Source organism: Actinosynnema sp. CS-041913 (assembly GCF_050942485.1).
Classification (GTDB): domain Bacteria; phylum Actinomycetota; class Actinomycetes; order Mycobacteriales; family Pseudonocardiaceae; genus Actinosynnema.
Map to the genome: position 1 here is coordinate 4011945 of NZ_CP192037.1, position 23249 is coordinate 4035193.

20 protein-coding genes are annotated in these 23249 nt (G+C 71.3%); 7 read left to right on the forward strand and 13 right to left on the reverse strand.

From position 1 onward, the window contains the following. Position 1: 1 nt before the first annotated feature. Positions 2-985 (reverse strand): carboxymuconolactone decarboxylase family protein, encoded by a 984-nt coding sequence (locus ACQPZF_RS18960; RefSeq protein ID WP_433273398.1) that lies wholly within the window; start codon positions 983-985, stop codon positions 2-4. A gap of 67 nt (positions 986-1052) precedes the next feature. Between ACQPZF_RS18960 and ACQPZF_RS18965 the strand changes: the two genes are divergently transcribed. Next, the gene (locus ACQPZF_RS18965) at positions 1053-1496 is read left to right on the forward strand and encodes a winged helix-turn-helix transcriptional regulator (RefSeq protein ID WP_433273400.1); all 444 of its coding nucleotides are present in this window, start codon (positions 1053-1055) and stop codon (positions 1494-1496) included. A 226-nt stretch (positions 1497-1722) separates the two neighbouring features. On the opposite strand, the gene ACQPZF_RS18970 is transcribed toward ACQPZF_RS18965, so the two are convergent. The 12 genes from ACQPZF_RS18970 to ACQPZF_RS19025 form a co-directional block, all read right to left on the reverse strand. Continuing rightward, positions 1723-2106, reverse strand: a complete 384-nt coding sequence (locus ACQPZF_RS18970; RefSeq protein WP_433273402.1) for a DUF4345 domain-containing protein — start codon at positions 2104-2106, stop codon at positions 1723-1725. Continuing rightward, on the reverse strand, positions 2103-2480 hold the full coding sequence (locus ACQPZF_RS18975) for a DUF6463 family protein (protein WP_433273404.1): 378 nt from the start codon (positions 2478-2480) through the stop codon (positions 2103-2105). The genes ACQPZF_RS18970 and ACQPZF_RS18975 overlap by 4 nt, the downstream gene beginning before the upstream one ends. Next, a complete protein-coding gene (locus tag ACQPZF_RS18980) occupies positions 2477-3022 on the reverse strand; it encodes a TetR/AcrR family transcriptional regulator (RefSeq protein WP_433273406.1) in 546 nt (181 codons plus the stop codon). Before ACQPZF_RS18980 ends, ACQPZF_RS18975 begins: the two co-directional genes overlap by 4 nt. Positions 3023-3065: 43 nt before the next feature. Next, a complete protein-coding gene (locus ACQPZF_RS18985; protein WP_433273408.1) occupies positions 3066-5354 on the reverse strand; it encodes a tetratricopeptide repeat protein in 2289 nt (762 codons plus the stop codon). Positions 5355-5793: 439 nt separating this feature from the next. Continuing rightward, positions 5794-6624 (reverse strand): hypothetical protein, encoded by an 831-nt coding sequence (locus tag ACQPZF_RS18990; protein WP_433273410.1) that lies wholly within the window; start codon positions 6622-6624, stop codon positions 5794-5796. Then, positions 6611-6922, reverse strand: coding sequence for a CU044_2847 family protein (locus ACQPZF_RS18995; RefSeq protein WP_433273411.1), 312 nt, complete (start codon positions 6920-6922; stop codon positions 6611-6613). Before ACQPZF_RS18995 ends, ACQPZF_RS18990 begins: the two co-directional genes overlap by 14 nt. A 128-nt stretch (positions 6923-7050) precedes the next feature. Continuing rightward, positions 7051-7668 (reverse strand): alpha-ketoglutarate-dependent dioxygenase AlkB, encoded by a 618-nt coding sequence (locus tag ACQPZF_RS19000; RefSeq protein WP_433273413.1) that lies wholly within the window; start codon positions 7666-7668, stop codon positions 7051-7053. 73 nt (positions 7669-7741) lie between these two features. Further along, entirely contained in the window at positions 7742-7903 is a 162-nt protein-coding gene (locus ACQPZF_RS19005) for a hypothetical protein (protein ID WP_433273415.1), read from the reverse strand. A gap of 320 nt (positions 7904-8223) precedes the next feature. Next, entirely contained in the window at positions 8224-10371 is a 2148-nt protein-coding gene (glgB, locus tag ACQPZF_RS19010) for a 1,4-alpha-glucan branching protein GlgB (RefSeq protein WP_433273417.1), read from the reverse strand. Further along, positions 10368-11639, reverse strand: a complete 1272-nt coding sequence (locus ACQPZF_RS19015) for a maltokinase N-terminal cap-like domain-containing protein (protein ID WP_433273419.1) — start codon at positions 11637-11639, stop codon at positions 10368-10370. The genes glgB and ACQPZF_RS19015 overlap by 4 nt, the downstream gene beginning before the upstream one ends. Next, on the reverse strand, positions 11636-13303 hold the full coding sequence (gene treS / locus ACQPZF_RS19020; protein ID WP_433273421.1) for a maltose alpha-D-glucosyltransferase: 1668 nt from the start codon (positions 13301-13303) through the stop codon (positions 11636-11638). Before treS ends, ACQPZF_RS19015 begins: the two co-directional genes overlap by 4 nt. Positions 13304-13307: 4 nt before the next feature. Beyond that, the gene (locus tag ACQPZF_RS19025; RefSeq protein WP_433273423.1) at positions 13308-15293 is read right to left on the reverse strand and encodes a maltotransferase domain-containing protein; all 1986 of its coding nucleotides are present in this window, start codon (positions 15291-15293) and stop codon (positions 13308-13310) included. Positions 15294-15586: 293 nt separating this feature from the next. Between ACQPZF_RS19025 and ACQPZF_RS19030 the strand changes: the two genes are divergently transcribed. From ACQPZF_RS19030 to ACQPZF_RS19055, 6 genes are all read left to right on the forward strand, one after another. Then, on the forward strand, positions 15587-16411 hold the full coding sequence (locus ACQPZF_RS19030; protein ID WP_433273425.1) for a type 1 glutamine amidotransferase domain-containing protein: 825 nt from the start codon (positions 15587-15589) through the stop codon (positions 16409-16411). Positions 16412-16500: 89 nt separating this feature from the next. Continuing rightward, positions 16501-18111 carry a thiamine pyrophosphate-binding protein gene (locus ACQPZF_RS19035; RefSeq protein WP_433273427.1) on the forward strand — a complete coding sequence of 537 codons (1611 nt, stop codon included), beginning with the start codon at positions 16501-16503 and terminating at the stop codon, positions 18109-18111. A gap of 8 nt (positions 18112-18119) precedes the next feature. Continuing rightward, positions 18120-18785, forward strand: coding sequence for a DJ-1/PfpI family protein (locus ACQPZF_RS19040; protein WP_433273429.1), 666 nt, complete (start codon positions 18120-18122; stop codon positions 18783-18785). Continuing rightward, entirely contained in the window at positions 18775-20589 is a 1815-nt protein-coding gene (locus ACQPZF_RS19045) for an AGE family epimerase/isomerase (protein ID WP_433273431.1), read from the forward strand. The genes ACQPZF_RS19040 and ACQPZF_RS19045 overlap by 11 nt, the downstream gene beginning before the upstream one ends. A gap of 117 nt (positions 20590-20706) precedes the next feature. Next, the gene (gene glgX / locus ACQPZF_RS19050) at positions 20707-22779 is read left to right on the forward strand and encodes a glycogen debranching protein GlgX (RefSeq protein WP_433273433.1); all 2073 of its coding nucleotides are present in this window, start codon (positions 20707-20709) and stop codon (positions 22777-22779) included. Further along, positions 22779-23099, forward strand: a complete 321-nt coding sequence (locus ACQPZF_RS19055; protein ID WP_433273435.1) for an STAS domain-containing protein — start codon at positions 22779-22781, stop codon at positions 23097-23099. The genes glgX and ACQPZF_RS19055 overlap by 1 nt, the downstream gene beginning before the upstream one ends. Positions 23100-23249: the final 150 nt, after the last annotated feature.

A 23249-nucleotide genomic window follows, 5' to 3' on the forward strand; every position in this document is an offset into this window, starting at 1 on the left:
CTCACACCTCCGTGGCGCGCAAGGTCAGGTCCGCCATCCGGCGCGCCGCCGTGAAGCTCGCCCAGGACGTCAGCTCCACCAGCTCCGCGTCGCCGAACCCCGCCACCGCGCCCTCGTCCACCTGGTAGGAGGCCGTGGCCACGAGCAGCGCCAGCAACGCGCCCGGCCGGTCGGCGGGCGACAGCCCGGCCACCGTTTCGTGCGCCCAGCCCCGGCCGAGGCCCGGCGGTGTGCCGTCCCACCCGGCGACGTGCGCCAGCACGACGTCCCGCGCCTCCCCGGACAGCACCCGCGAGCCCGCGTCGAACGCCGCCGCGACCCGGCCGAACATGTCGCCGACGACCGGGTTCCCGGCCGCCCACACCAGGTCCGGCGGCAGCGGCGCGGCCGGGAGCCGCCGCAGCGACGTGCCGGGCGGGTACTCCTTGCGCGCGCTCGCGCCCATGAACCGCCCGAGGAACCGCTCGGCGACGGCCGGCGCGTTGGGCGGCAGCGGCGAGTCGTCCAGGAACACGTTCACCATCCGGTTGAGGTAGTGGAACGCGACCGCGACACCCAGCAGTTCGGGCACCTGCTCGCTCGGGAACGGCCGCGGGCCCGACCGGTCCGCCCACGCCTCGACCGGCGCGAACGTGCCGTCGGTCAGCCCGCGCCCCTCGGTCAGCTCGCGCAGAGTCGCGCCGTGCACGGTGACGCAGTACGGGCAGGTGTTCGAGCGGGACACGGAGGCGGCCACGGCCTCCTTGACGGCGCGGGTAGCGAGACCGGAGGCGACCAGCGTCTCGCGCAGCAGCGCCCAGCACGCCGCCAACGCGACCGGCGCGGGCGAATGGAGGGCGACCGGCGGCGCGAGCAGCCCGAAGTCGGCCTCCACCTCGGCGTACACCGAGGCGACCGAACCCCGCGCGGCACTCGGCCGGACGGGGGAGACGTGCCGGACCCGGCTCACGGACCGGCGGAGCGCGGTGCGGATGATCCTGCCCATGGAGTCCCCCAAAGGCGCGTCGGAGCGCGACGAGTTTCGTCATGAAACCCTTGGTTAGCATGGGTGGATGCTCCGACGCACGTACGACGACCAGGTTTGCTCGATAGCGCGCACGCTCGAAGTCGTGGGCGAGCGGTGGACGCTGCTGATCGTGCGGGACGCGTTGCTGGGTGTGAGCCGGTTCGACGGGTTCCTCGCCTGCATGCCGATCGCGCGCAACGTCCTCAGCGACCGGCTCAGCGGCCTGGTGGAGCACGGCGTGCTGGAACGCGTGCAGTACCAGGACCGGCCGCCCCGGCACGAGTACCGGCTGACCAGCAGGGGCCGAGAACTCGCCACGGTGCTCCTGGCGCTGCGGGAGTGGGGCGACCGGCACCTGTCGGGCGAGGCCGGGCCGCCGCGCATCGCCGAACACGCCGACTGCGGCGGCCACGTGACCACCCAGGTGGTCTGCGAGCGCTGCGCCGAGCGGGTGGCCACGAACAAGATCGTCAGTTACTCGACCCGATAGTGCCCGGTTGCTCGGTGCTCGGCCCCCGACCCGGTAGTGCTCGGCGCTCGGCTGCCCGACCGGTAGCGCCCGGCGCTGGGCTGCCCGACCCGACAGCGCTCGGCCGCTCGGCGCTCGGCTGCTCGACCCGACAGGGCCCGGCCGCTCGGCGCGCGGGTACTCGACCCGACAGGCTCGGTGAGCCACCCACCGGACGCCCGGCAGGTCCACCCGACCGGGTGGACGCCTACGACGTGGACGCCGGCGACACCGTCCTCTGCCACCACACCAGGACCGGCGGCAGGACCAGTTCGACGCCAATGAAGAACACCAGCAGCCCGTGCGGCGGCCCTACGGCGATCAACGACACGATCCGCGCGAGCCCGCCCGCGAACACCGCCGCGCACACCCCGCGCAGCGCGGTGGTGGACGTCTCGACCCGTGGCACGAGCGCCAGCAGCACCACCCCCAGCGCGAGCCACATCGTGGCGAAGAACCGGTAGTGGCTGTCCAGCGTGGGGGAGGCCGTCGGGCTCCCGGGCAGTGCCGACGGGCCGACCACGACATCCATCAGACCCGTGCCGACGACGAACAACCCCAGCAGCACCAACACGACCCGCAACGCCTTCACGCCGCCACCTCCGCGCGCGCGGTGAGCGCCAGCACCCCGATGACGACCAGCGCCCAACTGCCCGTGACGGGGAAGTACAGGACGGACAGCGGAATACCCATCACCAGCAGGTACCAGCCGGTCTGCGCGGGCAGTTTCCCGGTGTCCCGCAACGCTTTGCCCGTCAACGTCCCCAACGCCAGCAGCGCGACACCGCACAGCATGAACCAGATCGTCGCCTCACGTGCCCAGAAGTCCGGCGCCGAGTCGTCGGCGACGGCGCGGAAGAACCCGTCGCCGACGATCGCCGACCACGCGTGCGGCTGCGCGAACGCCCACCCGAAGTGGAGGACCGCCGTGATGACGATCAGCCGTGGTATCCACCGTGGATTCATCCCTTCCCCCAGTTCCCCAGACGCGTTGTGAGCGCGTAGATCTCCCGCAGTTCGGCGGGCCCGACCGGCGGCAGCACGTGCCCGGACCCGATCAGTACGAAGTAGAGCAGGCGGGCCGCCGGCAGGGCCTCGTCAGCCGGCCCCACCTCGGCGCACAGCCGGGCCAGGTACCCGATCCGCTCCTGGTCGACCCGTTCCTGCGTCGCCCGGACGTCGGCGTCCTGCATGGCCCACGCCCGCATCGCGGACTCCAGCAGCGGCCGGTCCTCCTCGTCGGCCAGCACGAGTTCCAGCAACCGCTCGAACCGCTCGCGCGCGGTCCCGCCGCCCCGCTCGGCCTGCTCGATGTAGCCGGTCGTGCACTCGGCCTCGAAGTGCGCGAGGAGGTCGACCTTGAACCCGGCCATCCCCTTGAAGTGGTGGTAGAACGAGCCTTTCGTCACGCCGAGCCGCCCGCTCAGCCGCTCGACGGTCAGCGCGGGCGCGCCTTCCCGCGCCAGTACCCGCAGCCCGATGTCCAGCCAGTCCCGCTTGCTCACCACGCCTGGACCGTACCATACGGTATGGTACGGAGCCGAGTGACTCTCAGGATTCGGCGCGCTCCTGCCAACCCCGGATGTTGGCCAAGGTGGTCGCCACCTCCGGGTGGGCACGGCCGAGCAGCCGGATCTGGTGGTCGAGGAGACGGCCCAGTTCGGCCACGGCGGAGGCCGGGTCGCCGGACCTGCCGAGCCAGTACGCGAGGTTGTTGCGGGTGGCCAGGGTGTCCGGGTGGGCGGGCCCCAGCACGTCCACCATCGTGGTGTGCAGCCGCCGCAGCTCGTTCGCGGCGGCGACCGGGTGGCCCGCCTCGCCGCGCCAGCAGGCGTGGTTGTTGCGGGCGGCCAGCGTGTAGACGTGGTGCGGGCCGAGCACTTCCGTCAACTGGTTGATCACCCGCCGCAGCGCGCCCACGGCCGCCTTCGGTCCGCGTTGGCGACCGAGCCAGTGGGCGTAGTTGTTGCGGGTCACCAGCATCTCCGTGGTGACCTGATCGTGTTCCTCGTCCTGGAGCGTGAGCACCCTCGACAACCCGGCCAGGGCCTCATTCCTCCGACCGACCTCGCCGTCCCAATGGGCGAGGTCGACACGGGCCGCGAGGGTGGCGGGATGCTCCTCCCCGAACCAGAACTTCATCCCGCTCACCAGCCAGTCCATGTTGTGCCACGCGCCCGTGGGATCGCCGGCGTGGCCGCGCCACTCGGCGATGTCCTTGAAGAGCATCATGGTGTGCTGGTCGACCTTGCCGAACGGAATCTGGAGCAGCTCCGCGATATAACGCGTGCGCGACAACGCGGTCATGGAAGCACGTCGTCGGAGTGCCGCCAGGAAGGCATGCGGATCAGGCGCCAAGGCCACCCGGCGAAGTAGCAGCGACCGACTCGTCAGGCTGCGCGAGTGGTCTTCGGAGGGGAGGGGCTCGCTGTTCTGGACCATTCGGTCTACATCGGCCAAGTCCTGGAAAAACTGCTCCACTGACGGCGGCGGGAAGTGCACTGTGGACAGTCCTGGGTTATCCAGCAGTTGTTGGACTTCGCCGAACGGGACGTAGTCGTCGCCGAACGGTGGAACGCTCTTGGTGCGCACCTTCGTCATCACGGCGAGGCCACCTTGGCCTTCGTCCTCTTCGAACAGCTCGGCACACAGCCGCAGCTCCTGGTCGAGGACGACGGTAGCCGGGTGGCTTGCGCCGAGCACGGCCGCGGACCGCGAGGACGCCGTGGCCAGCGTGTCGAGCGCACGGGCCACGCTTTCCGACGAGCCTTCCAGCCGGGCCATCTCGAACTCGGCGGTGGCGAGGTTCGACAGTGCCAGCAAGGCTTCCGGGTGGTCCGCGCCGAGCACGTCGGCGGTGCGGTCGGCGACCGAGCGCAGCGCCGGGAGCGCTTGGCGGGCCCGCTCCGGCGACCGGTGGGCCCTGGCCAGTTCGAACTCGGCCGAGGCCAGGTTGGACCACGCGACCAGGGTGCGGTGGCTGTCCGCCCCGAACACCGCCGCGGCGCGCTCGGTCGCCGACCGCAGCTCGGCCAGTGCCACGCCGACGTCGTCCGGTGTGCCCTGGTCCCGGGCCGCCCGGAAGCGGGCCGAGGCGAGGTTGATCAAAGCCACAACGGTCTGCGGGTGTCGCGCGCCGAGCGTGGCCGCGTTGCGCTGCAGCGCGATCTCCAGGGCGTCGAGAACCTCATCCCCTTGGCCGGCTTCGGAACCGGTGGCCGCCGCGGCGGCGAACGCGCCCAGCGCCACCGGATCGTCCGGGGCGGCGTGCCGGAGGTAGTCGGCGGTGCGGCGGTGCTGTTCGGCGGCGGCCTCGTGGAACGCGTTCGAGTCCGCCGTGAGCTTGGCGACGGCCGTCGACACGGCGGCCGTGAGCAGACCGGGTCGACCGTCCGCGGTGAGCTGCGCCCACTTGCGGGCGTCGGCGAGGTTGCCCGCGAGCAGGTTCACGGCGGCGAGGTTGGCGACGATCGTGGCCAGCATCGGCGACCCCGCGCGGCCCGCGTCGATGTGCGCGTCCTGCAACAGGGTCAGCGCCCTGCCGTGGTCGCCGCGGGCGGCTGCCAGCAGGGCCTGCCGGTTGTCCAGCTTGACGGCCTCCTCGCTGCCGGGTCCGGTCGCATGGCGCATGGCCGCGAGGAGTCGGTCGGCGTCCGTCCGGTAGCCCAGTTCGTCGAGCAGCGCGACGTACCCGTGCAGCCGGTCGACGTTCTCCCGGACGAAGTCGGGGGTGGCCGCGGCGATGAGCTGGTAGGGCAGCGCGCCGTGCACCCGCCTGGTCGCCAACGCGGCGTCGAGCCCGCTCAGCGGATCCTCCGTGGCCGCGCCCGCGTCGCTCATCAGGCCACCATCCCTTCTGCAACCCTGACGAGCAGGGTTGTGACCACTCGGTCCCGGCGGGTGCGTGGCCCGTGTCGCGAGCTGCTCGACGGCCACTGTGAGTTCCGCCGGCTCCGCCGGGCCGAGGCCGCCTCAACGCCATCCGGCCCCGCTGGGGCGCGGCCAGGGCCAAGAGCGATCCGGGCGACTCCGTCAAGCCGGCCGACTGCCTGCGCACCGACGGCCACCAACCCGCCGCGCTCGGCCAGGCCGTCGTCACCCGGCTCGTCGGCGTCCAGGCACAACTGATCCGCGTGCTCCGGGCCACCATCCGTGAACTGGACAAGGCCATCGCCGACGCGGTGCGCACGCACTGCTCGCGCGACAAAGCCTGCTGCAACCCCACCGCCCACCAAGCCACCATCGAGATCAACAGATCGGAGAGGCTGACTGAGGGAACTCACGGCCGCCCCCGCCTGGTCGCTTCCTCCACGACGCTGCGCTGCACGCGCAACCGGAGGGACGCGATCTCGGCCGGGCTCATCAGGCCGTGCTCCTCCCAGATCGCGACCTGCTCCAACAGGGTCGTCACGTCCGCCAGCACCTCGCCGTAGGTCGTGGCCCGCGCGGGCGCCCGGCCGTGGAGGTGGCCGACCACGTTGGACATGTCGAAGCAGTCGAACCGGTTCAGCACCTCGGCGATGGTCGCCGCGAACAGCACGTTCGACGCCCGCTCGGGTCGCTGCCGGTCGGGATACTGCTCGATCAGCAGCCCCACCAGGGACGGCCGGTCGGAGTCCGTCCGCTCCACCGGGCCGCCCGAGTAGCCCGAGTAGTCGCCCAGCTCCACACCCGTCTCAAGCTGCAACGCCCGCAGCCGCGCGCCGCCCGCGCAGTCGAACGGGACGTCCGGCTCCACCACGGAGCCGTGCAGCAGCGGATCGGACGGCGTCGGCCGGGTCGGTGTGCGCCACGAGTCGCGCGGGCCGCACGTGTCGGCCTGCGGCGGCTGCACGGTCGACTTGCCGATCAGCATGACGACCGCCAGGTCGGCGTCCCGCAGGCGTTCGTGGACGCGCGCGGGCGCGGTGGCGCCGTCCGGGAAGGCGACGGTGAGTTCGGCGTCGTCCGCCACCGGCCGGAGGCAGTGCGCCGCGGTCACCAGGAAACGGCGGGTGAGGAAGAACGCCGCTCCCAGGCCCCGGACGCCGTGGCGCAGTTCGACCCAGTAGTCCTGGACCGGCGTATCGGCTTCCCGGACGGACATCGGCGCCGGGTCAGGTGCGCTCAACGGTCAAGGTCACCTCGAATGTCGCTTCGGCCGACGCCTTGCCGAGGATCACGCCCGCTTCCGCCGACAAGGTGATCCCGAACGTCGCTTCCACCGACGATACGCGCCAGCCCCGCTCATCCCGGTCGTCCGCCAGGGAATCGCGGACGACCTCCACAGCGGACTGGATGCCCTGCCTGATCTCGTCCTTGCGGTCGGCCAGCAGGGCGGTGCCGCGGTGCCTGGCGGAGATCTGGCGACCGCCGACCGCATCCAGCTCGACCGTCTCGACCCGGACGACGAAAGGGGAGTGCGTCATGCGGCGAATATCGCACAGTCGCCGGCGCGCGTTGACGGGAATTCGTCATCGAATGGATGAATTCCGCAATGGCGCGGAATGCGGCGGTGGCGCACCACGTGGATTCCGCGATCAATCGACCGGCTGGTTCAGCGCACGCCGCGCGGCCGGAACTGGATGCTGACGCGCGGCCCGACGGACTTCGCGGTCTTCGGCACGGCGTGCTCCCACGTCCGCTGGCACGAGCCGCCCATCACGATCAGATCCCCGTGGCCCAGCGCGTACCGGACGGTCGCGCCCCCGCCGCGCGGGCGCAGCACCAGGGCGCGGGGCGTGCCGACCGAGACGATCGCGACCATGGTGTCCTCGGTGCTGCCGCGCCCGATGGTGTCGCCGTGCCACGCCACGCTGTCCCGGCCGTCGCGGTAGTAGCACAGCCCGGCGGTGCGGAACGGTTCGCGCAGCTCTTCGGCGTACCAGGCGCTCAACGCCGCACGGGCCTCGGTGAGCACCGGGTCCGGCAGGGGAGCGTCCTCGCCGTAGAAGCAGAGCAGGCGGGGCACGTCGACCACCCGCTCGTACAGTTGCCGCCGCTCCGCGTGCCACGGCACGTCCGCCACCAGCCGCCGGAACAGCTCGTCGGCGCCGGTCAGCCAGCCGGGCAGCACGTCGATCCACGCGCCGTCGCCCAGCACGGTGCGGCGGACGCCGGTCAGCGGGCGCAGACCGGGAGGCTCCGCACCGGCGTCGAACAGCGAGACCTGCATGGCGGGGAGCCTAGCTCAGGTCGAACAAATGTTCGACCGCAATGATCATTATTCCTTCAGTGTTGACTAAAGATCAAGCATCCGGCTCGGGCTTGCGCCGTCGGCCGCCGGCCCGGACCTGCTTGGACGGGTCCTCGGCGGGCTCGGGCGCGGCGTTCTGGCCGGTCTCGGCCTTGACCGGATGATCGGCGAGCAGGATGGCGGCCAGCTCGTCGTAGATCGGTGTGCTGCTCATGGGCGGTCCTTTACCCCTTTCATGCGAAAGCTACACGCGCGTGCGACGGGTGGAGCGGCGAGGGTCGCCGAACGGATCAAGGTCCGCCGAGTCCGCCGCCGCGGGCTCGGCCGGCGCCGCGAGCAGTCGTTCCACGACCGAAAGGCCACCTCCGCCCCGGACCGGGCCGTCCGCGACGAGTCCGATCGGGATGTCGTGTCGCCATGGCGAGAGCCTACCGATAGCTCCTGGTCCGGGTGTGTTTCGGGATCTTGGGCGTGGCTCGGTGCGAAGGGGGCCGGGCCGCTCGACCACCGAGCGGCCCGGCCCCCTGGTGACCGTCACGCCGGGGTCAGCCACACCACCCCGGCGGCGGGCAGGCGCAAGGACACCGACGCCGGCAGGCCGTCCATCCCCTCGGCCACGGCGTGCACCGTGCCGTTGATGACGCCCGAGCCGCCGTAGTCGGACAGGTCGGTGTTCAGCACCTCCTGCCACTCGCCGGCCCGGGGCAGACCGAGGCGGTAGGCCTCGTGCGGCACGCCGGCGAAGTTGACGACGCACACGAGCACCGACCCGTCGGTGCCGTGGCGCTGGAACGCGATCACGTTGCCCGGCGCGTCGTCCGAGCGCACCCAGGTGAATCCGTCGGGTGTGTGGTCGAGGGTGTGCAGGGCGGGTTCGCGGCGGTAGATCTCGTTGAGGTCGGCGACCATCCGCTGGATGCCGCGGTGGTGGTTCATCCCTCCGTGTTCGCCGAGCAGCCACCACGCCAGGGATTCGTCGGCCCGCCACTCCCACGGTTGGCCGAATTCGCCGCCCATGAACAGCAGTTGCTTGCCGGGGTGGGCCCACTGGTAGGCGAGCAGGGTGCGGACGCCGGCGGCTTTGCGCCGGTCGTCGCCGGGCATCCGCTGCCACAGGGAGCCCTTGCCGTGCACGACTTCGTCGTGGGACAGCGGCAGCAGGTACTTCTCGCCCCAGGCGTAGTCGGTGGAGTGGACGATCTCGCGGTGGTGGTGGACGCGGTGGACGGGGTCGTTGCGCAGGTAGTGCAACGTGTCGTGCATCCAGCCCATGTTCCACTTGAACCCGAAGCCGAGGCCGTCGGCGCTGGTGACGCCGGGCCAGGTGGTGGACTCCTCGGCGAACATGAGCACGCCGGGGCAGCGGGTGTGCGCGGCGGTGTTGAGTTCGCGCAGGAAGGCGACGGCGTCCAGGTTCTCGTGGCCGCCGAAGGTGTTGGGCAGCCATTCGCCGGCGCGTCGTGAGTAGTCCAGGTAGAGCATGGAGGCCACCGCGTCGACCCTCAACCCGTCCAGGTGGAATTCCTCCAGCCAGTACAGCGCGGAGGACACCAGGAAGTTGCGCACCTGTGGCCTGCCGAGGTCGAACACGTAGGTGCCCCAGTCGGGGTGTTCGCCGCGGCGTGGGTCGGCGTGTTCGTACAGCGGGGTGCCGTCGAAGCGGGCCAGTGCCCAGGCGTCGCGTGGGAAGTGGGCGGGCACCCAGTCCAGGATGACGCCGATGCCGAGCGAGTGGAGGTGGTCGACGAGGTGTCGGAAGTCGTCGGGTGTGCCGAATCGGGCGGTGGGTGCGAAGTAGGAGGTGGTCTGGTAGCCCCATGAGCCGCCGAAGGGGTGTTCGGTGGTGGGTAGCAGTTCGACGTGGGTGAAGCCCATTTCCTGCACGTAGTCGCCGAGTTCGGCGGCGAGTTCGCGGTAGGAGAGGCCGACTCGCCACGATCCGAGGTGCACTTCGTAGACGCTGACGGGTGCGGTGTGCCAGTCGGTGGCCGCGCGTCGGGTCGTCCAGTCGTCGTCGTGCCATCGGTGGTGGGAGGTGGTGACGACGGATGCGGTGGCGGGTGGGATTTCGGTGGCGAACGCGAGCGGGTCGGCGTGTTCGTGCCAGGTGCCGTCCGCGCTCAGGATGCGGAACTTGTAGCGGCACCCGGGCCGCGCGCCGGGCACGTGGAGTTCCCACACGCCGGAGCCGAGGTGGCGCATCGGGGTGGCGCGGCCGGCCCAGTGGTCGAAGTCGCCCGCGACCCGGACGCCGCGGGCGTGGGGCGCCCAGACGGTGAAGGTCACGCCGTCGTCGTGGGGGTGTGCGCCGAGCACGTCCCAGAGGCGGGGGTGTTCGCCGCGTGCGATGAGGTCCAGGTCGGTGGGGGAGATGGTGGGTGGTTCGGCGTACGGGTCGTCCACCACGTGCGGTCGTCGGTCTCGTTCGACCTCGAATCGGTAGTGGGTCACCGGTCCTGGCACGAGGCCCGCGAACAGGCCGTGGGTCAGGTGGGTGAGTGGGTGGCGGGTGCCGTCGGTGAGCACGTGGACGGCGGTCGCGCCGGGTTGGAGGGTGCGGACGACGGTGTCGGGTCCGGCGGGGTGTGCGCCGAGGACGGCGTGGGGGTCGGTGTGGTCGCCGACGAGGAGCCGGTCGGTTTCCTCCTGCGGTGGGAGCGGTTCGGGGTGTGCGGCGGTCACGTCCGGCCTTCCAGGATGCGGGTGATCGCGCCGAGGGGGAGGTGGGTCCACTCGGGGCGGTGGGCGCGTTCGTAGGCGACTTCGTAGACGGCTTTGTCCAGTTCCAGGGCGTGGAGGAGGGTGGGGTGGTCGCGTGGGTCGTCCAGGGTTTCGGCGTAGCCGTCGCAGAACGCCGCGCGGAGGCGCGGTGCCCGGCCCGGGTCGGGGTGGTCGCCGTGGTGGGCGGCGTAGTCGAAGGACCGGAGCATGGTGGCCACGTCCTGCAAGGGGTGTCGGTGGGCGTTGCGTTCCGCCAGTGGGCGGCCGGGTTCGCCTTCGAAGTCGATGAGCGTCCACCGGCCGGCGGCGCGCAGCGCTTGGCCGAGGTGCAGGTCGCCGTGGACGCGTTGGAGCACGAAGGGTCCGCGGGTGGTGCGGAGGCGGTCGAAGGCCTCGCGCAGCGCGGCTTCGTGCGGGGCGAGTTCGGGGATGCCCTCGCCGAGGGCGGTCAGTCGGCGGTGGAGTCGGTCGGCGGTGTCGTCGAGGTCGTCGACGGCGATGTTGTGTGGTCCGAACGCGCGGGCGAGGGCGGCGTGCACGTGGGCGACGGAGCGGCCGAGTTCGGTCGCCTGGGTGGTGAACGCGGCGTGGTCGCCGGTGGTGGCGAGTGTCCAGCCGTCTTCGGCGTCGGGCAGGAACTCCTGGACGATGCCGAGTGCGGCCGGGCTGCCGTCGATTTCGGCGGTGATCGTGCCGAGCATTCGTGCGATGTGCTGTGCGCCGACGGAGTGCAGTGCGCGGTGCAGGTCGATGTCGGGGTGTGGCCCGGTCAGCACCCGGCGGAACAGTTTGAGGACGTGTCGGTCGCCGAAGATCAGGGAGGTGTTGCTCTGCTCGGCGGAGACGACGCGGGCGGGCAGTTCGTAGTCGATCCGCGCGCCGGGTTCGGGTTCGAACACGGGGCCGTCGGGGTTGTGCCGCAGCTTGCTCAGGAGCGGCGACATCAGTTCGCTGTCGTGGACGGCCGCGTACAGGACGCCGGCGGTGGTGTCGCAGATCCACGCGTCGGCCAGCTCCGCGGGCAGTTGCGGTCGACGGCCCAGCAGGAGTTGGTACAGCTCGCCGTCGACGGCGACGAGCAGGTGCAGCAGGGTCGGGTCGCCGTGCAGGAGGGTGGTGGTCCGTTCGATGTGGACGGTCGTGGGGGACCGGTCCTTGCCCGCGTACCAGCGCTGGCGGGGCAGCCAGTCGGCGAGCGCGCCGCCGAGGGTGTCGACCGCGGTGGTCATGCCGTATCGCCTTCCAGCCGGAACCAGTGGAATCCGTGTCCGGGCAGGGTGAGGTGGTAGCGCTCGGCGGTGATGCGGGGGAATCGCACGCCGCCGGTCAGCTCGACGGGCGTGAGCCGGTCGAGGCCGGGGAGCTCTACTTCCACCGGCTGCGGGTGGCGGGAGAAGTTGAACACGCACAGCAGGGAGTCGCCGCGCAGGTAGGCGAGCACGGCCGGGTTGTCCACTTCCAGCGTGCGGAAGGAGCCGATGCCGAACTCGTCGTGTGCGCGCCGGACGGTGAGCATCCGGCGGGTCCAGTTGAGCAGTGAGGATCGGACGGGTAGCTGCGCTTCGACGTTGACCGCCTGGTAGCCGTAGACGGTGTCGCTGACCACCGGGAGGTGGAGCCTGCCGGGGTCGGCGGTGGAGAATCCGGCGTTGCGGTCCGGGTTCCACTGCATCGGTGTGCGCACGCCGTCGCGGTCGGCGAGGGAGATGTTGTCGCCCATGCCGATCTCGTCGCCGTAGTACAGGACGGGGGAGCCGGGCAGGGACAGCAGCATCGCGGTCAGCAGCTCGTGTTGGGCGCGGTCGTTGTCCAGCAGCGGGGCGAGTCGCCGCCGGATGCCGACGTTGGCCTTCATCCGCGGGTCGGGGGCGTACTCGGCGTACATGAACTCGCGTTCCTCGTCGGTGACCATTTCCAGGGTCAGTTCGTCGTGGTTGCGCAGGAAGATGCCCCATTGCGCGCCGGACGGGATTTCCGGGGTCTGTGCCAGGACTTCGGCGACCGGGTGGCCGGATTCCCGGCGCAGCGCCGTGAAGAGGCGTGGCATCAGCGGGAAGTGGAACGCCATGTGGCATTCGTCGCCGCCCACCTCGGGGTCGCCGAAGTAGTCCGCCACGTCCGCCGGCCGCTGGTTGGCCTCGGCGAGCAGCACGCGGCCGGGGTACTCGTCGTCCACGACTTTCCGCACCAGCTTGAGGAAGTCGTGCGTCTCGGGCAGGTTCTCGCAGTTGGTGCCCTCGCGTTCGAACAGGTATGGCACCGCGTCCAGCCGGAATCCGTCGATGCCGAGGTCCAGCCAGAACCGGACCACGTCCAGCATCGCCTGCTGCACGGCCGGGTTGTCGTAGTTGAGGTCGGGTTGGTGGGCGAAGAACCGGTGCCAGTAGAACTGGCCGCGTGCGGTGTCCCAGGTCCAGTTGGACTTCTCGGTGTCGACGAAGATGATCCGGGTGTCGTCGTAGCGCCGGTCGGTGTCGCTCCAGACGTAGAAGTCGCCGAACGGGCCGGCCGGGTCGCGCCGCGACTCCTGGAACCACGGGTGGGCCTCGGACGTGTGGTTCATGACGAGGTCGGTGATGACCCGCATGCCGCGGCGGTGCGCGGAGTCCAGCAGCCGGACGAAGTCGGACAGCTCGCCGAGTTCCGGCCGCACGGCGCGGAAGTCGCTGATGTCGTATCCGCCGTCGTTCATCGGGGAGGCGTAGAACGGGGGCAGCCACAGGCAGTCCACGCCCAGCCATTCGAGGTAGTCCAGTTTGGACTCCAGGCCCGTGAGGTCGCCCACGCCGTCGCCGTCGGAGTCCGCGAACGCGCTCACCAGCACTTCGTAGAACACGGCGCGCTTGAACCAGTCCGGGGTCGCGGCGGGGTCGGTGCCCAGCAGGTCGGACATGGGGTCACACTCCTTCCGTGCGACGTGCGGGCCGGCCGACGTCGACGATGTGGGCCACGGCGACGGCGGGGTCCAGGCGGACGTAGTTCTCCCGGCCCCAGCGCCAGGTCTGCCCGGTCACCTCGTCGTGCGCGGCGAACCGCTCGTCGGCTGACCGGCCCAGCGCGGCGGGGTCCAGGCGCAACGTGCCCTCCTGCGGCGTCTCCGGGTCGAGCGTGATCACGCAGACCACGGTGTCGCCGGTCGCCGGATCGGTCTTCGAGTACGCGATCAGGGCGTCGTTGTCGATGTCGTGGAAGCGCAGTTCGCGGAGCTGCCGCAGCGCGGGGTGGGCGCGGCGCAGCTCGTTGAGCCGGGTGAGCCACGGTTCCAGCGAGCGGCCTTCGGCGCGGGCGCGGGCGAAATCGCGTGGCCGCAGCTCGTACTTCTCCGAGTCGAGGAACTCCTCGCCGCGCAGCGCCTCGTGCTCGTGCAGCTCGAAGCCCGAGTAGACGCCCCAGGTGGGCGCGAGGGTGGCGGCCAGGGCGGCGCGCAGCGCGGACATCGCGGGCAGACCGAGTTGAAGGCTCGTCGGCAGGATGTCCGGGGTGGTGACGAACAGGTTGGGGCGCGCCTCGTGGCCGTGGGCGGCGATCTCGGCGCCGAACGCGGTCAGCTCGGCTTTGGTGTGGCGCCAGGTGAAGTAGGTGTAGGACTGGTCGAAGCCCAGGCGCGCCAGGCCGTACAGCCGCGCGGGCCGGGTGAACGCCTCGGCCAGGAACAGCACGTCCGGGTGGTCGCGCTTGACCCGCGCGATCAGCCAGTGCCAGAAGTCCGGTGGTTTGGTGTGCGGGTTGTCCACCCGGAAGATCCGCACCCCGTGGTCGACCCAGTGCAGCACCACGCGCAGGATCTCCGCGCGCAGCCCCGCCGGGTCGTTGTCGAAGTTGAGGGGGTGGATGTCCTGGTACTTCTTCGGCGGGTTCTCCGCGTAGGCGACGGAGCCGTCGGGCCGGGTGGTGAACCACTCCGGGTGCTCGGTGACCCACGGGTGGTCCGGCGCGCACTGCAACGCCAGGTCCAGCGCGACCTCCAGGCCGAGTTCCCGCGCGCGGTCCGCGAACGCCTTGAAGTCGACCGGCGTCCCGAGGTCCGGGTGCACGGCGTCGTGTCCGCCGTGCCGTGACCCGATGGCCCACGGCGAGCCTACGTCGCCGGGTCGGGCGGTCAGGGAGTTGTTGCGGCCCTTGCGGTTCACCTCGCCGATCGGGTGGATCGGCGGCAGGTAGACGACGTCGAAGCACATCCGCGCGATGCGGTCCAGGGCGTCGGCGGCGGTGGCGAGGGTGCCGTGCACCGGCTTGCCGTCGGCGTCCACCCCGCCGGTGGAGCGGGGGAAGAACTCGTACCAGGACCCGTACATCGCGCGGGTGCGGTCCACCCGCAGCCGGTGCGTCCCGGCGGGGCACACCAGGTCGCGCACCGGGCGTTCCCACAGGGCGCGGGCCACGACGCCGTCCAGCGCGGGAGCGACCCGCCTGTCCGGCGGCTGTGCTTCGTCGGCCAGCGCGGACGCGGCGGCCAGCAGTGCCGCGCGTTCGTCACGCGGGCGTTTGCCCCGTGCCGCCCGGTGTAGCAGGTCGACGCCGGTCGCGAGGTCGTTCGCCAGTTCCGCCGGACCCCGGCCCGCGGCGAGCTTGGTCCGCACCGCGTGCTCCCAGGTCGCCCACGGGTCGGACCAGGCCTCCACGCGGAAGGTCCAGGTGCCGGGCCGGTCGGGGGCGATGGACGCCGACCAGCGGTCCGCGCCCGCGTCGGCGGGCGACATCCGGGTCCGCCGCCACGCCCGCTCGCCGGGTCCGCGCCACGCCACGGTCGCCCCGGCGGCCTCGTGCCCCTCCCGCCAGACCGCCGCCGTCACCGGGACGTGTTCCCCCACGACCGCTTTCGCGGGATAACGACCGGCGGCGACCACCGGCGTCACATCTTCGACATAGATTCGGCCGGACATTGCTGCCGTCCTTTCTCGGTGGTTCGAATTAAAGGATGCCGCACCGCCGGCCGGGCAATTCCGGTCGCTCGATCGGTTCGGAAAGTTCGTGACCAGCAATGATCTGCCCGATTCGGGAAACCTGACGAAGTGCCGTCCAGCGGCTTCGCCGCGATTTCGCGTTAACTTCCCGGCGCACTGCACGGAGTGCTCCCGCAGGCCCGCCGGCTGCTTGTTGTCGACCCGTCCCGGGACGAAACTCCGGTTCGGCAGGGAATTCACGTCACCTGCCGACCACCAGCCACGGAGAAACGATGACGAAGAAGATCCTGATCGTCCTCTCGGAATACGGCTACTGGGGCGAGGAACTCCTCGGCCCGGTCGCCACGTTCGACCAGCGGGGCTACCGGTCGGTCTTCGCGACGCCCACCGGCGCGCGGGCCCGAGCCCTGCCGCCGAGCCTCGACCCCGGCTACATCGACCCGCCGCTCGGCCGGTCGGTGACCACGCCGGAGGTCGCGGTCGCGGCCAAGGAGCTGGACGAGTCGTCCCGCCTGGACAACCCGATCAGCCTCGCCGAGTGGATCCCGGACCGCCCGTACTTCAGTGAGTCGGACTACCTGCGCAAGATCGAGGCCTACAACCGCGAGCTGGGCAACCTGGACGACGACATCCGGCAGTTCGACGCGCTGGTGATCGTCGGCGGCTCCGGTCCCATCGTGGACCTGGCCAACAACGAGCGGCTGCACGAGCTGATCCTGGCGTTCGTGCGCGCGGACAAGCCCGTCGTCGGCGAGTGCTACGGCGTCGCCCCGCTGGCCTTCGCCCGCGACTGGGAGGACCGCAAGTCGATCATCCGGGGCAAGCACGTCACCGGGCACTGCAAGGAGTACGACTACAAGGACGGCACCGGCTTCATCGGCGTCGACTTCAACATGGGCCCGCCGCCGTACCCGTTGGAGTACATCCTGCGCGACGCCACCGGCCCCGACGGCGCCTACCACGGCAACGTCGGCAAGGAAGTCTCGGTGATCGTGGACTACCCGTTCATCACCGCGCGCTCCACGCCGGATTCGTTCCCGGCCGGTGAAAAACTGGTCGAAGTCCTCGAATCCGGGCTGCGCCGGTTCGGTTTCTGAGCAGTCCGGCCCGCGCGCGTCGCACCGGTCGGTCCGGCCGGCGCGGCGGCGCGCGCCGGCCGCACCAATCAATCGGAAGGACGTCGGTCATGACCGCAAGGCCGGGAAAAGTGGCCATCTTCGAGCAGTTCGCCGCCGATGGCTTCGCCCGGATGTTCGGCAATCCGGGGACCGTGGAGGAAGGTTTCCTGGACATTTTGGAGGGCGTGCCGGGCTTCGAATACGTCCTGGCGCTGCAGGAGACCGTCGCGATCGCGATGGCGGACGGCTACGCCCGCGCCACGGCGGGGCCCGCGCTGGTCCAGCTCCACACCGGGGTCGGGCTCGGCAACGGCATCGGCATGCTCTACCAGGCGATGCGCGGTCACTCGCCGCTGGTGGTCATCGCGGGCGAGGCGGGCGTGCGGTACGACGCCATGGACTCGCAGATGGCGACCGACCTGGTGGCCATGGCGAAGCCGGTGACGAAGTGGGCGACCCGCGTCACGCACCCGTCGTCGCTGCTGCGGACGCTGCGCCGCGCCGTGAAGACGGCGATGACCGCGCCGCGCGGCCCGGTGTTCGTCGCGCTGCCGATGGACGTGCTGGACGCGGAGAACACCGAGCCCGCCCTGCCCACCACCATCCCCAGCCAGGCCGTGGCGCCCGTGCCGCACGACCTGGACCGGGCGGTGGCCGCGCTCGCCGGCGCGTACCACCCGCTGGTCCTGATCGGCGACGGCGTGGCGGTGTCCGGCGCGCAGGAGGAGCTGACCAGGGTCGCCGAACTGCTCGACGCCCCGGTGTGGGGCCTGGACAGCTCCGAGCTGAACATGGACAACACCCACCCGCTGTGGCAGGGGCAGCTCGGCCACATGTTCGGCGACCGCAGCGCCGGCGTCGTGGGCGACGCGGACGCCGTGCTGATCGTGGGCACCTACGTGTTCCCCGAGGTGTTCCCGAGCCTGCACGACCCGTTCCGAAAGGACGCCCGGATCGTCCACGTCGACCTGGACACCTACGAGATCGCCAAGAACCACCCGGTGGACGTGGCGCTCGCGGCCGACCCGAAGCACACCCTGGCGGGCCTCGCCGACCGCCTCACCGCTGCCGGCCGCCGCCCCACCGCACGCTCGTCGGCCGTCTGGCGGCGGCCCCGGCCCGCGTCGAACGCCCCGATGGCGGAGCTGTTCGCGGCGGAACTCGCCGAGCAGGGCGGCAGCGACCTGGTGATCTTCGACGAGGCGCTGACCGCGTCGCCGGGCCTGGTCAAGTACCTGCCGCCGCGCGTGGCCGGCAACTACTTCTCGACCCGCGGCGGCTCGCTCGGCATCGGCATCCCCGGCGCGATCGGCGCGAAACTGGCCCGCCCGGACGCCGACGTCATCGGGTTCACCGGCGACGGCGGCAGCATGTACACCATCCAGGCGCTGTGGACGGCCGCCCGCGAAGGCGTCGCCGCGAAGTTCGTCGTCTGCAACAACCACCGCTACGAGCTGCTCGACCTCAACATCGAGCAGTACTGGCGGGAACGCGGCATCGACCGCCACGAGTACCCCTCGGGCTTCGACCTCGGCCGGCCCGAGATCGGCTTCGTCGAACTGGCCCGCGCGCTGGGCGTCGACGGGATGCGCGTGGAGAAGCCCGGCCAGGTCGCCGGCGCGGTGCGGCGGATGCTCACCGCCACCGGTCCGTTCCTGGTCGACCTGGTCACGAAGTAGGCCCGCCGATGCCCACACTGCCGCGGCGCGAGAACGGCCGGCTCGCCGGCCGGACCATCGCGATCCTCATGGAGACCGACTACGTCGAGCCCGAGATCCACTACTACGAGCGGAGGTTCGCCGAGGAGGGCGCGACCATCGACTACCTGACCCGGCTCTGGGGACAGGAGTCGATCACCTTCACCGGCCACGAGTACCAGGTGCCGATGACCGTGACCGGGGACCTGGAGGCCGTGGACGACACCAAGCTGCGCCGCTACGACGCGGTGATCGTGCCGTCCGGCATGGTGTCGGACCGTCTGCGCTACAGCGAGAACGTGCACGCGAAGGCGCCCGCCGTCGAGCTGCTGGAACGCGCGTTCGCCATGCCGGACGTCCTGAAGGGCATCATCTGCCACGGCATGTGGCTGGTGGCCCCGATCCCGGAGGTCGTCGCCGGCCGCCGCGTCACGTGCCACAACAACCTGATCGGCGACGTGCGCAACATGGGCGCGGTCTACACCGACCAGGACGTGGTGGTCGACGGCGACCTCGTCACCGGCCGCAGCGCCGACGCGGCCCACCTGTTCGCCCGCACCCTCATCGACCTCATCGCCGCCCGCACACCGCAGGGCGGCATGCGCAGCCGGCAGCGGATGCTGCGCGGGATCGGAGTGCCGCCCCATGGCCAGTGACTTCGTGTTCTCCGACCTGGTGGCCGGGTACGTGGTGGGCTTCGACCCGGCACGCGGCGCGCTCGACCTGCGGACCAGCGACGGCCGCCCGGTGCGGGCCAAGGTCACCAGGGACACCCGCGCGGAGATGATCCGCAACCTCGGCGAGCCCGCCACGCCGATGTCCGAGCCGATGATCGACCTGCTCCGCACCGGCCGCCACCTGTTCGTCCACGGCCTGTACTACCCCGAACGCGGCGACACCACGTTCGACGCCAAGCGGATCGTGCTGGTCGGCACGGACCACGGCTACCGGTTCGAGGAGACCGACTGGTGGCCCCGGCAGCTCGCCGAGCTGGCCAGGTTCTACCGGCAGGCCCAGTTCGGCGCCGCGCACCCGGTCGACTTCGCCGACTACCGCACCATCCTGCGCCTCGGCGGCGACAAGGCCGACGACCACGTGCAGGAGACCGACACCCTCTCCCGCCTCGTCTACGGCATGGCCAGCGCCTACCTGCTGACCGGCGACGAGGACTTCCTGGACGTCGCCGAGCGCGGCACCGAGTACCTGCGCGACAACATGCGGTTCGTGGACCGCGACGAGAACGTCGTGTACTGGTACCACGGGATCGACGTGCGCGACGGCGTCCAGTCGCGGTGCTTCGCCTCGGAGTTCGGCGACGACTCGCAGTCCATCCCCGCCTACGAGCAGATCTACGCGCTGGCGGGACCGACCCAGACCTACCGGATCACCGGCGACCCCCGGATCGCCGACGACATCGACGGCACGCTGCGGCTGTTCGAGCGGTTCTTCAAGGACCCGGTGCGCGGCGGCTACTACTCGCACATCGACCCGATCCTGCTCAGCCCGCACCACGAGTCGTTGGGGCCCAACCGGTCCCGCAAGAACTGGAACTCCATCGGCGACCACGCGCCCGCGTATCTGATCAACCTCTACCTGGCCACCGGCGAGGAGCGGCACGCACGGATGCTGGAGGAGACGTTCGACCTGATCGTGGACCACTTCCCGGACGCGACGAGCCCGTTCGTGCAGGAGCGGTTCCACGGCGACTGGTCGCCGGACCGCACGCACGGCTGGCAGCAGGACCGGGCCGTGGTGGGGCACAACCTCAAGATCGCCTGGAACCTCACCCGGATGAACGCCGTCAAGGCCAAGGACTCCTACACCACCCTCGCCGACCGCATCGCCCGGTCGTTGCCCGACTACGGCAGCGACCGGCGGCGCGGCGGCTGGTACGACGTGGTGCAGCGGGTGCTCGGCGTCGGACAGGACACGCACCGGCTGGTGTGGCACGACCGCAAGGCGTGGTGGCAGCAGGAGCAGGCGATCCTGGCCTACCAGATCCTCGCGGGCACCACCGGCGACGACGAGTTCCGCCGGCACGCGCGCGAGGCGCAGGCGTTCTACAACGCCTTCTTCCTCGACCACGACGAGGGCGGCGTGTACTTCAACGTCCTCGCCGACGGCCACCCGTACCTGCTGGGCACCGAACGGCTCAAGGGCAGCCACTCGATGTCCCTGTACCACGCGGCGGAACTCGCCTACCTGTCCACTGTGTACGGACGCCTGCTGCTCGGCGGCGGCCCGCTCACGCTGTGGTTCAGGCCCCGCCCGGACGGGTTCCGGGACCGGGTGCTGCGGGTGGCTCCCGACGCGCTGCCGGCGGGGTCGGCGCGGCTGGAGTGGGTGGAGGTCGACGGCCGGCCGTACGCCGCCTTCGACCCGGTCGCGATGACCGTGCGGCTGCCCGACTCCGCGCACGACGTGACGGTGCGGGCGCACCTCGCGCCCGTCGAAGGGTAGCGCGGTGAAGCCGCCGGCGGTGGTGCTGTTCGACTTGAGCGGCGCCACCGCCCTGCGCGCCACCGCCTTGGCCGTCGCGACCGGTCTCCTCGGCTACTTCATGGTTCTGGAGCAGGCATGAGCACGGCGGGACGCGTCGACTCCTACCCGACGCGCTGGATCGCCGGGTTCGGGGTGCGTGCCGGGCGGCTGCTGCCGTTCGGGGCCACCCCCGTGCCCGGCGGGATCAACTTCGCGGTCTCCTCCAACCACGCCACCGCCGTCACGCTCGTGCTGTACCGGCGCGGCGAGTCGGAACCGTTGGCGGAACTGCCTTTCCCGGCGCAGTTCCGGGTCGGCGGGGTGTGGGCGATGACGGTGTTCGGCGTCGATCCGGACGGCGTGGACTACGGCTACCGGGTCGACGGTCCGTTCGAACCCGAGGCCGGACATCGGTTCGACCCGGGCGTCGTCCTCGCCGACCCGTACGCGAAAGCCCTGACCGGCGGGGAAGTCTGGGGTATGCGGCCACGGCCGTACGAGCCGACGCGGTGGCGTTCCCAGGTGGTGCGCGACGACTTCGACTGGGAGGACGACCGGCGGCCGGGCATCGCGCGCGAAGACCTCGTCGTGTACGAGACGCACGTGCGCGGATTCACCCGCCACCCGAACTCCGGTGTCGCGCACCCCGGCACGTTCGCCGGCCTGGCCGAGAAGATCCCGTACCTGAAGGAACTCGGCGTGAACTGCGTCGAGCTGATGCCGGTGTTCGAGTTCGACGAGTTCACCAACTCCCGGCACGAACCGGCGACCGACACCTGGTGGTACAACTACTGGGGCTACAGCACCGTGGGCTTCTTCGCCCCCAAAGCCTCCTACGCCGCGACGGGCGCGCGCGGCCTCGTCGTGGACGAGCTGAAGAACCTGGTGAAGCAGCTCCACGGCGCGGGTATCGAGGTCGTGCTCGACGTGGTGTTCAACCACACCGCCGAAGGCAACGAGCACGGGCCGACGATCTCGTTCCGCGGCCTGGACAACCGCACGTTCTACATGCTCACGCCGCAGGGGGAGTACTACAACTTCAGCGGCACCGGCAACACGGTCGACTGCAACGACCCGGTGGTGCGCGGCTTCGTGCTGGACTGCCTGCGCTACTGGGCCTCGGAGTTCCACGTCGACGGGTTCCGCTTCGACCTGGCGGCGATCCTGTCCCGCGGCCCGGACGGCGCCGTGCTGGCCAACCCGCCGCTGGTGGAAGCGCTGGCGAACGACCCGGTGCTGCGCGACTGCAAGCTGATCGCCGAGGCGTGGGACGCGGCCGGCCTGTACCAGGTCGGCAGCTTCCCCGGCTACCGGCGGTTCTCCGAGTGGAACGGCCGCTACCGGGACGTGCTGCGGCGGTTCGTCAAGGGCGACACCGGCGTGGTGGGCGAACTCGCGACCCGGTTCGTCGGATCGCCCGACCTGTACGGCGACCGCGAGCCCGCCGCGTCGGTCAACTTCGTCACCGCGCACGACGGGTTCACCCTCGCCGACCTGGTGTCCTACAACGACAAGCACAACGAGGCCAACGGCGAGGGCGGCCGGGACGGCGACGACGGCAACCACTCGTGGAACGGCGGCGTCGAAGGCCCGACCACCGTCCCGGAGATCGTCGCGCTGCGGGAACGCCAGGCGCGCAACGCCTTGCTGCTCCTGCTCACCAGCCAGGGCGTGCCGATGCTGCTCGCGGGCGACGAGGTGGGACGCACCCAGCACGGCAACAACAACGCCTACTGCCACGACTCGGAGCTGTCCTGGTTCGACTGGGACCTGGTGCGGCACAACCGCGGCCTGTTCGAGTTCACCCGGCGGGCGCTGGCGTTCCGCGCGGCGCACCCGGCGCTGCGGCGGCGTGCGCACCTGGTCGGCGGGCAGGACGTGACCTGGCACGGCCGCGAGCCCGGCCGGCCCGACTGGTCGGGCGGCAGCCGACTGCTCGCCGCGTCGCTGAGCTTCGACGGCGACCACGTCTACGTGGCGGCCAACGCGCACTGGGAGGGCGTCGAGCTGGGGCTGCCCGAGGGGTTCGGGTGGCGGTTGTTCGCCGACACGGGCGCGGGCGTCGTCCACGAGCCGGGGCACGAGCCGCCGCTGGACCGGTCGCGGCGGTGGGTGGGCCCGCGGTCGGTCGTGGTGCTGACCGCCCGCGACATCGAGAGGGGACAGTGATGGGATTCGAAGCCAAGAGCCACGTGTGGGACGGGACCGCGACGATCCGGCTGCGCGGCGAGCTGGAGGCCAAGTCGGCCGGCCGGCTCAACCGGGTGATCGACGAGGCGTCCGCGCCGGGGCTGCACCGGCTGGTGCTGCTGATGGACCAGCTCACCTACCTGTCGTCGGCCGGGCTGCGCAGCCTGGTCTACGCGCACCAGCGGCTGGGCCGGGGCGTGGAGATCGTGCTGGTCGGCGCGCGGCCCGAGGTCGCCGAGACGATCCGGCTGGCCGGGTTCGACCGCAGTGTGGTGATGCAGGAGCCGACCGGGGTATGAGCCCGGTCCCGGCCCGAGGCCCGGGGGAGTGCGGGGAACTCCCGCGCTCCCTCCGGGCCTTCGGCCGTGCGGGGAGACGCGGGAGGTGCTGCCCGGCGTGCTCGTGCGGCCCGTCGTGCCGTCGGCGGACGCGACCCCTTGTGCGCCGAG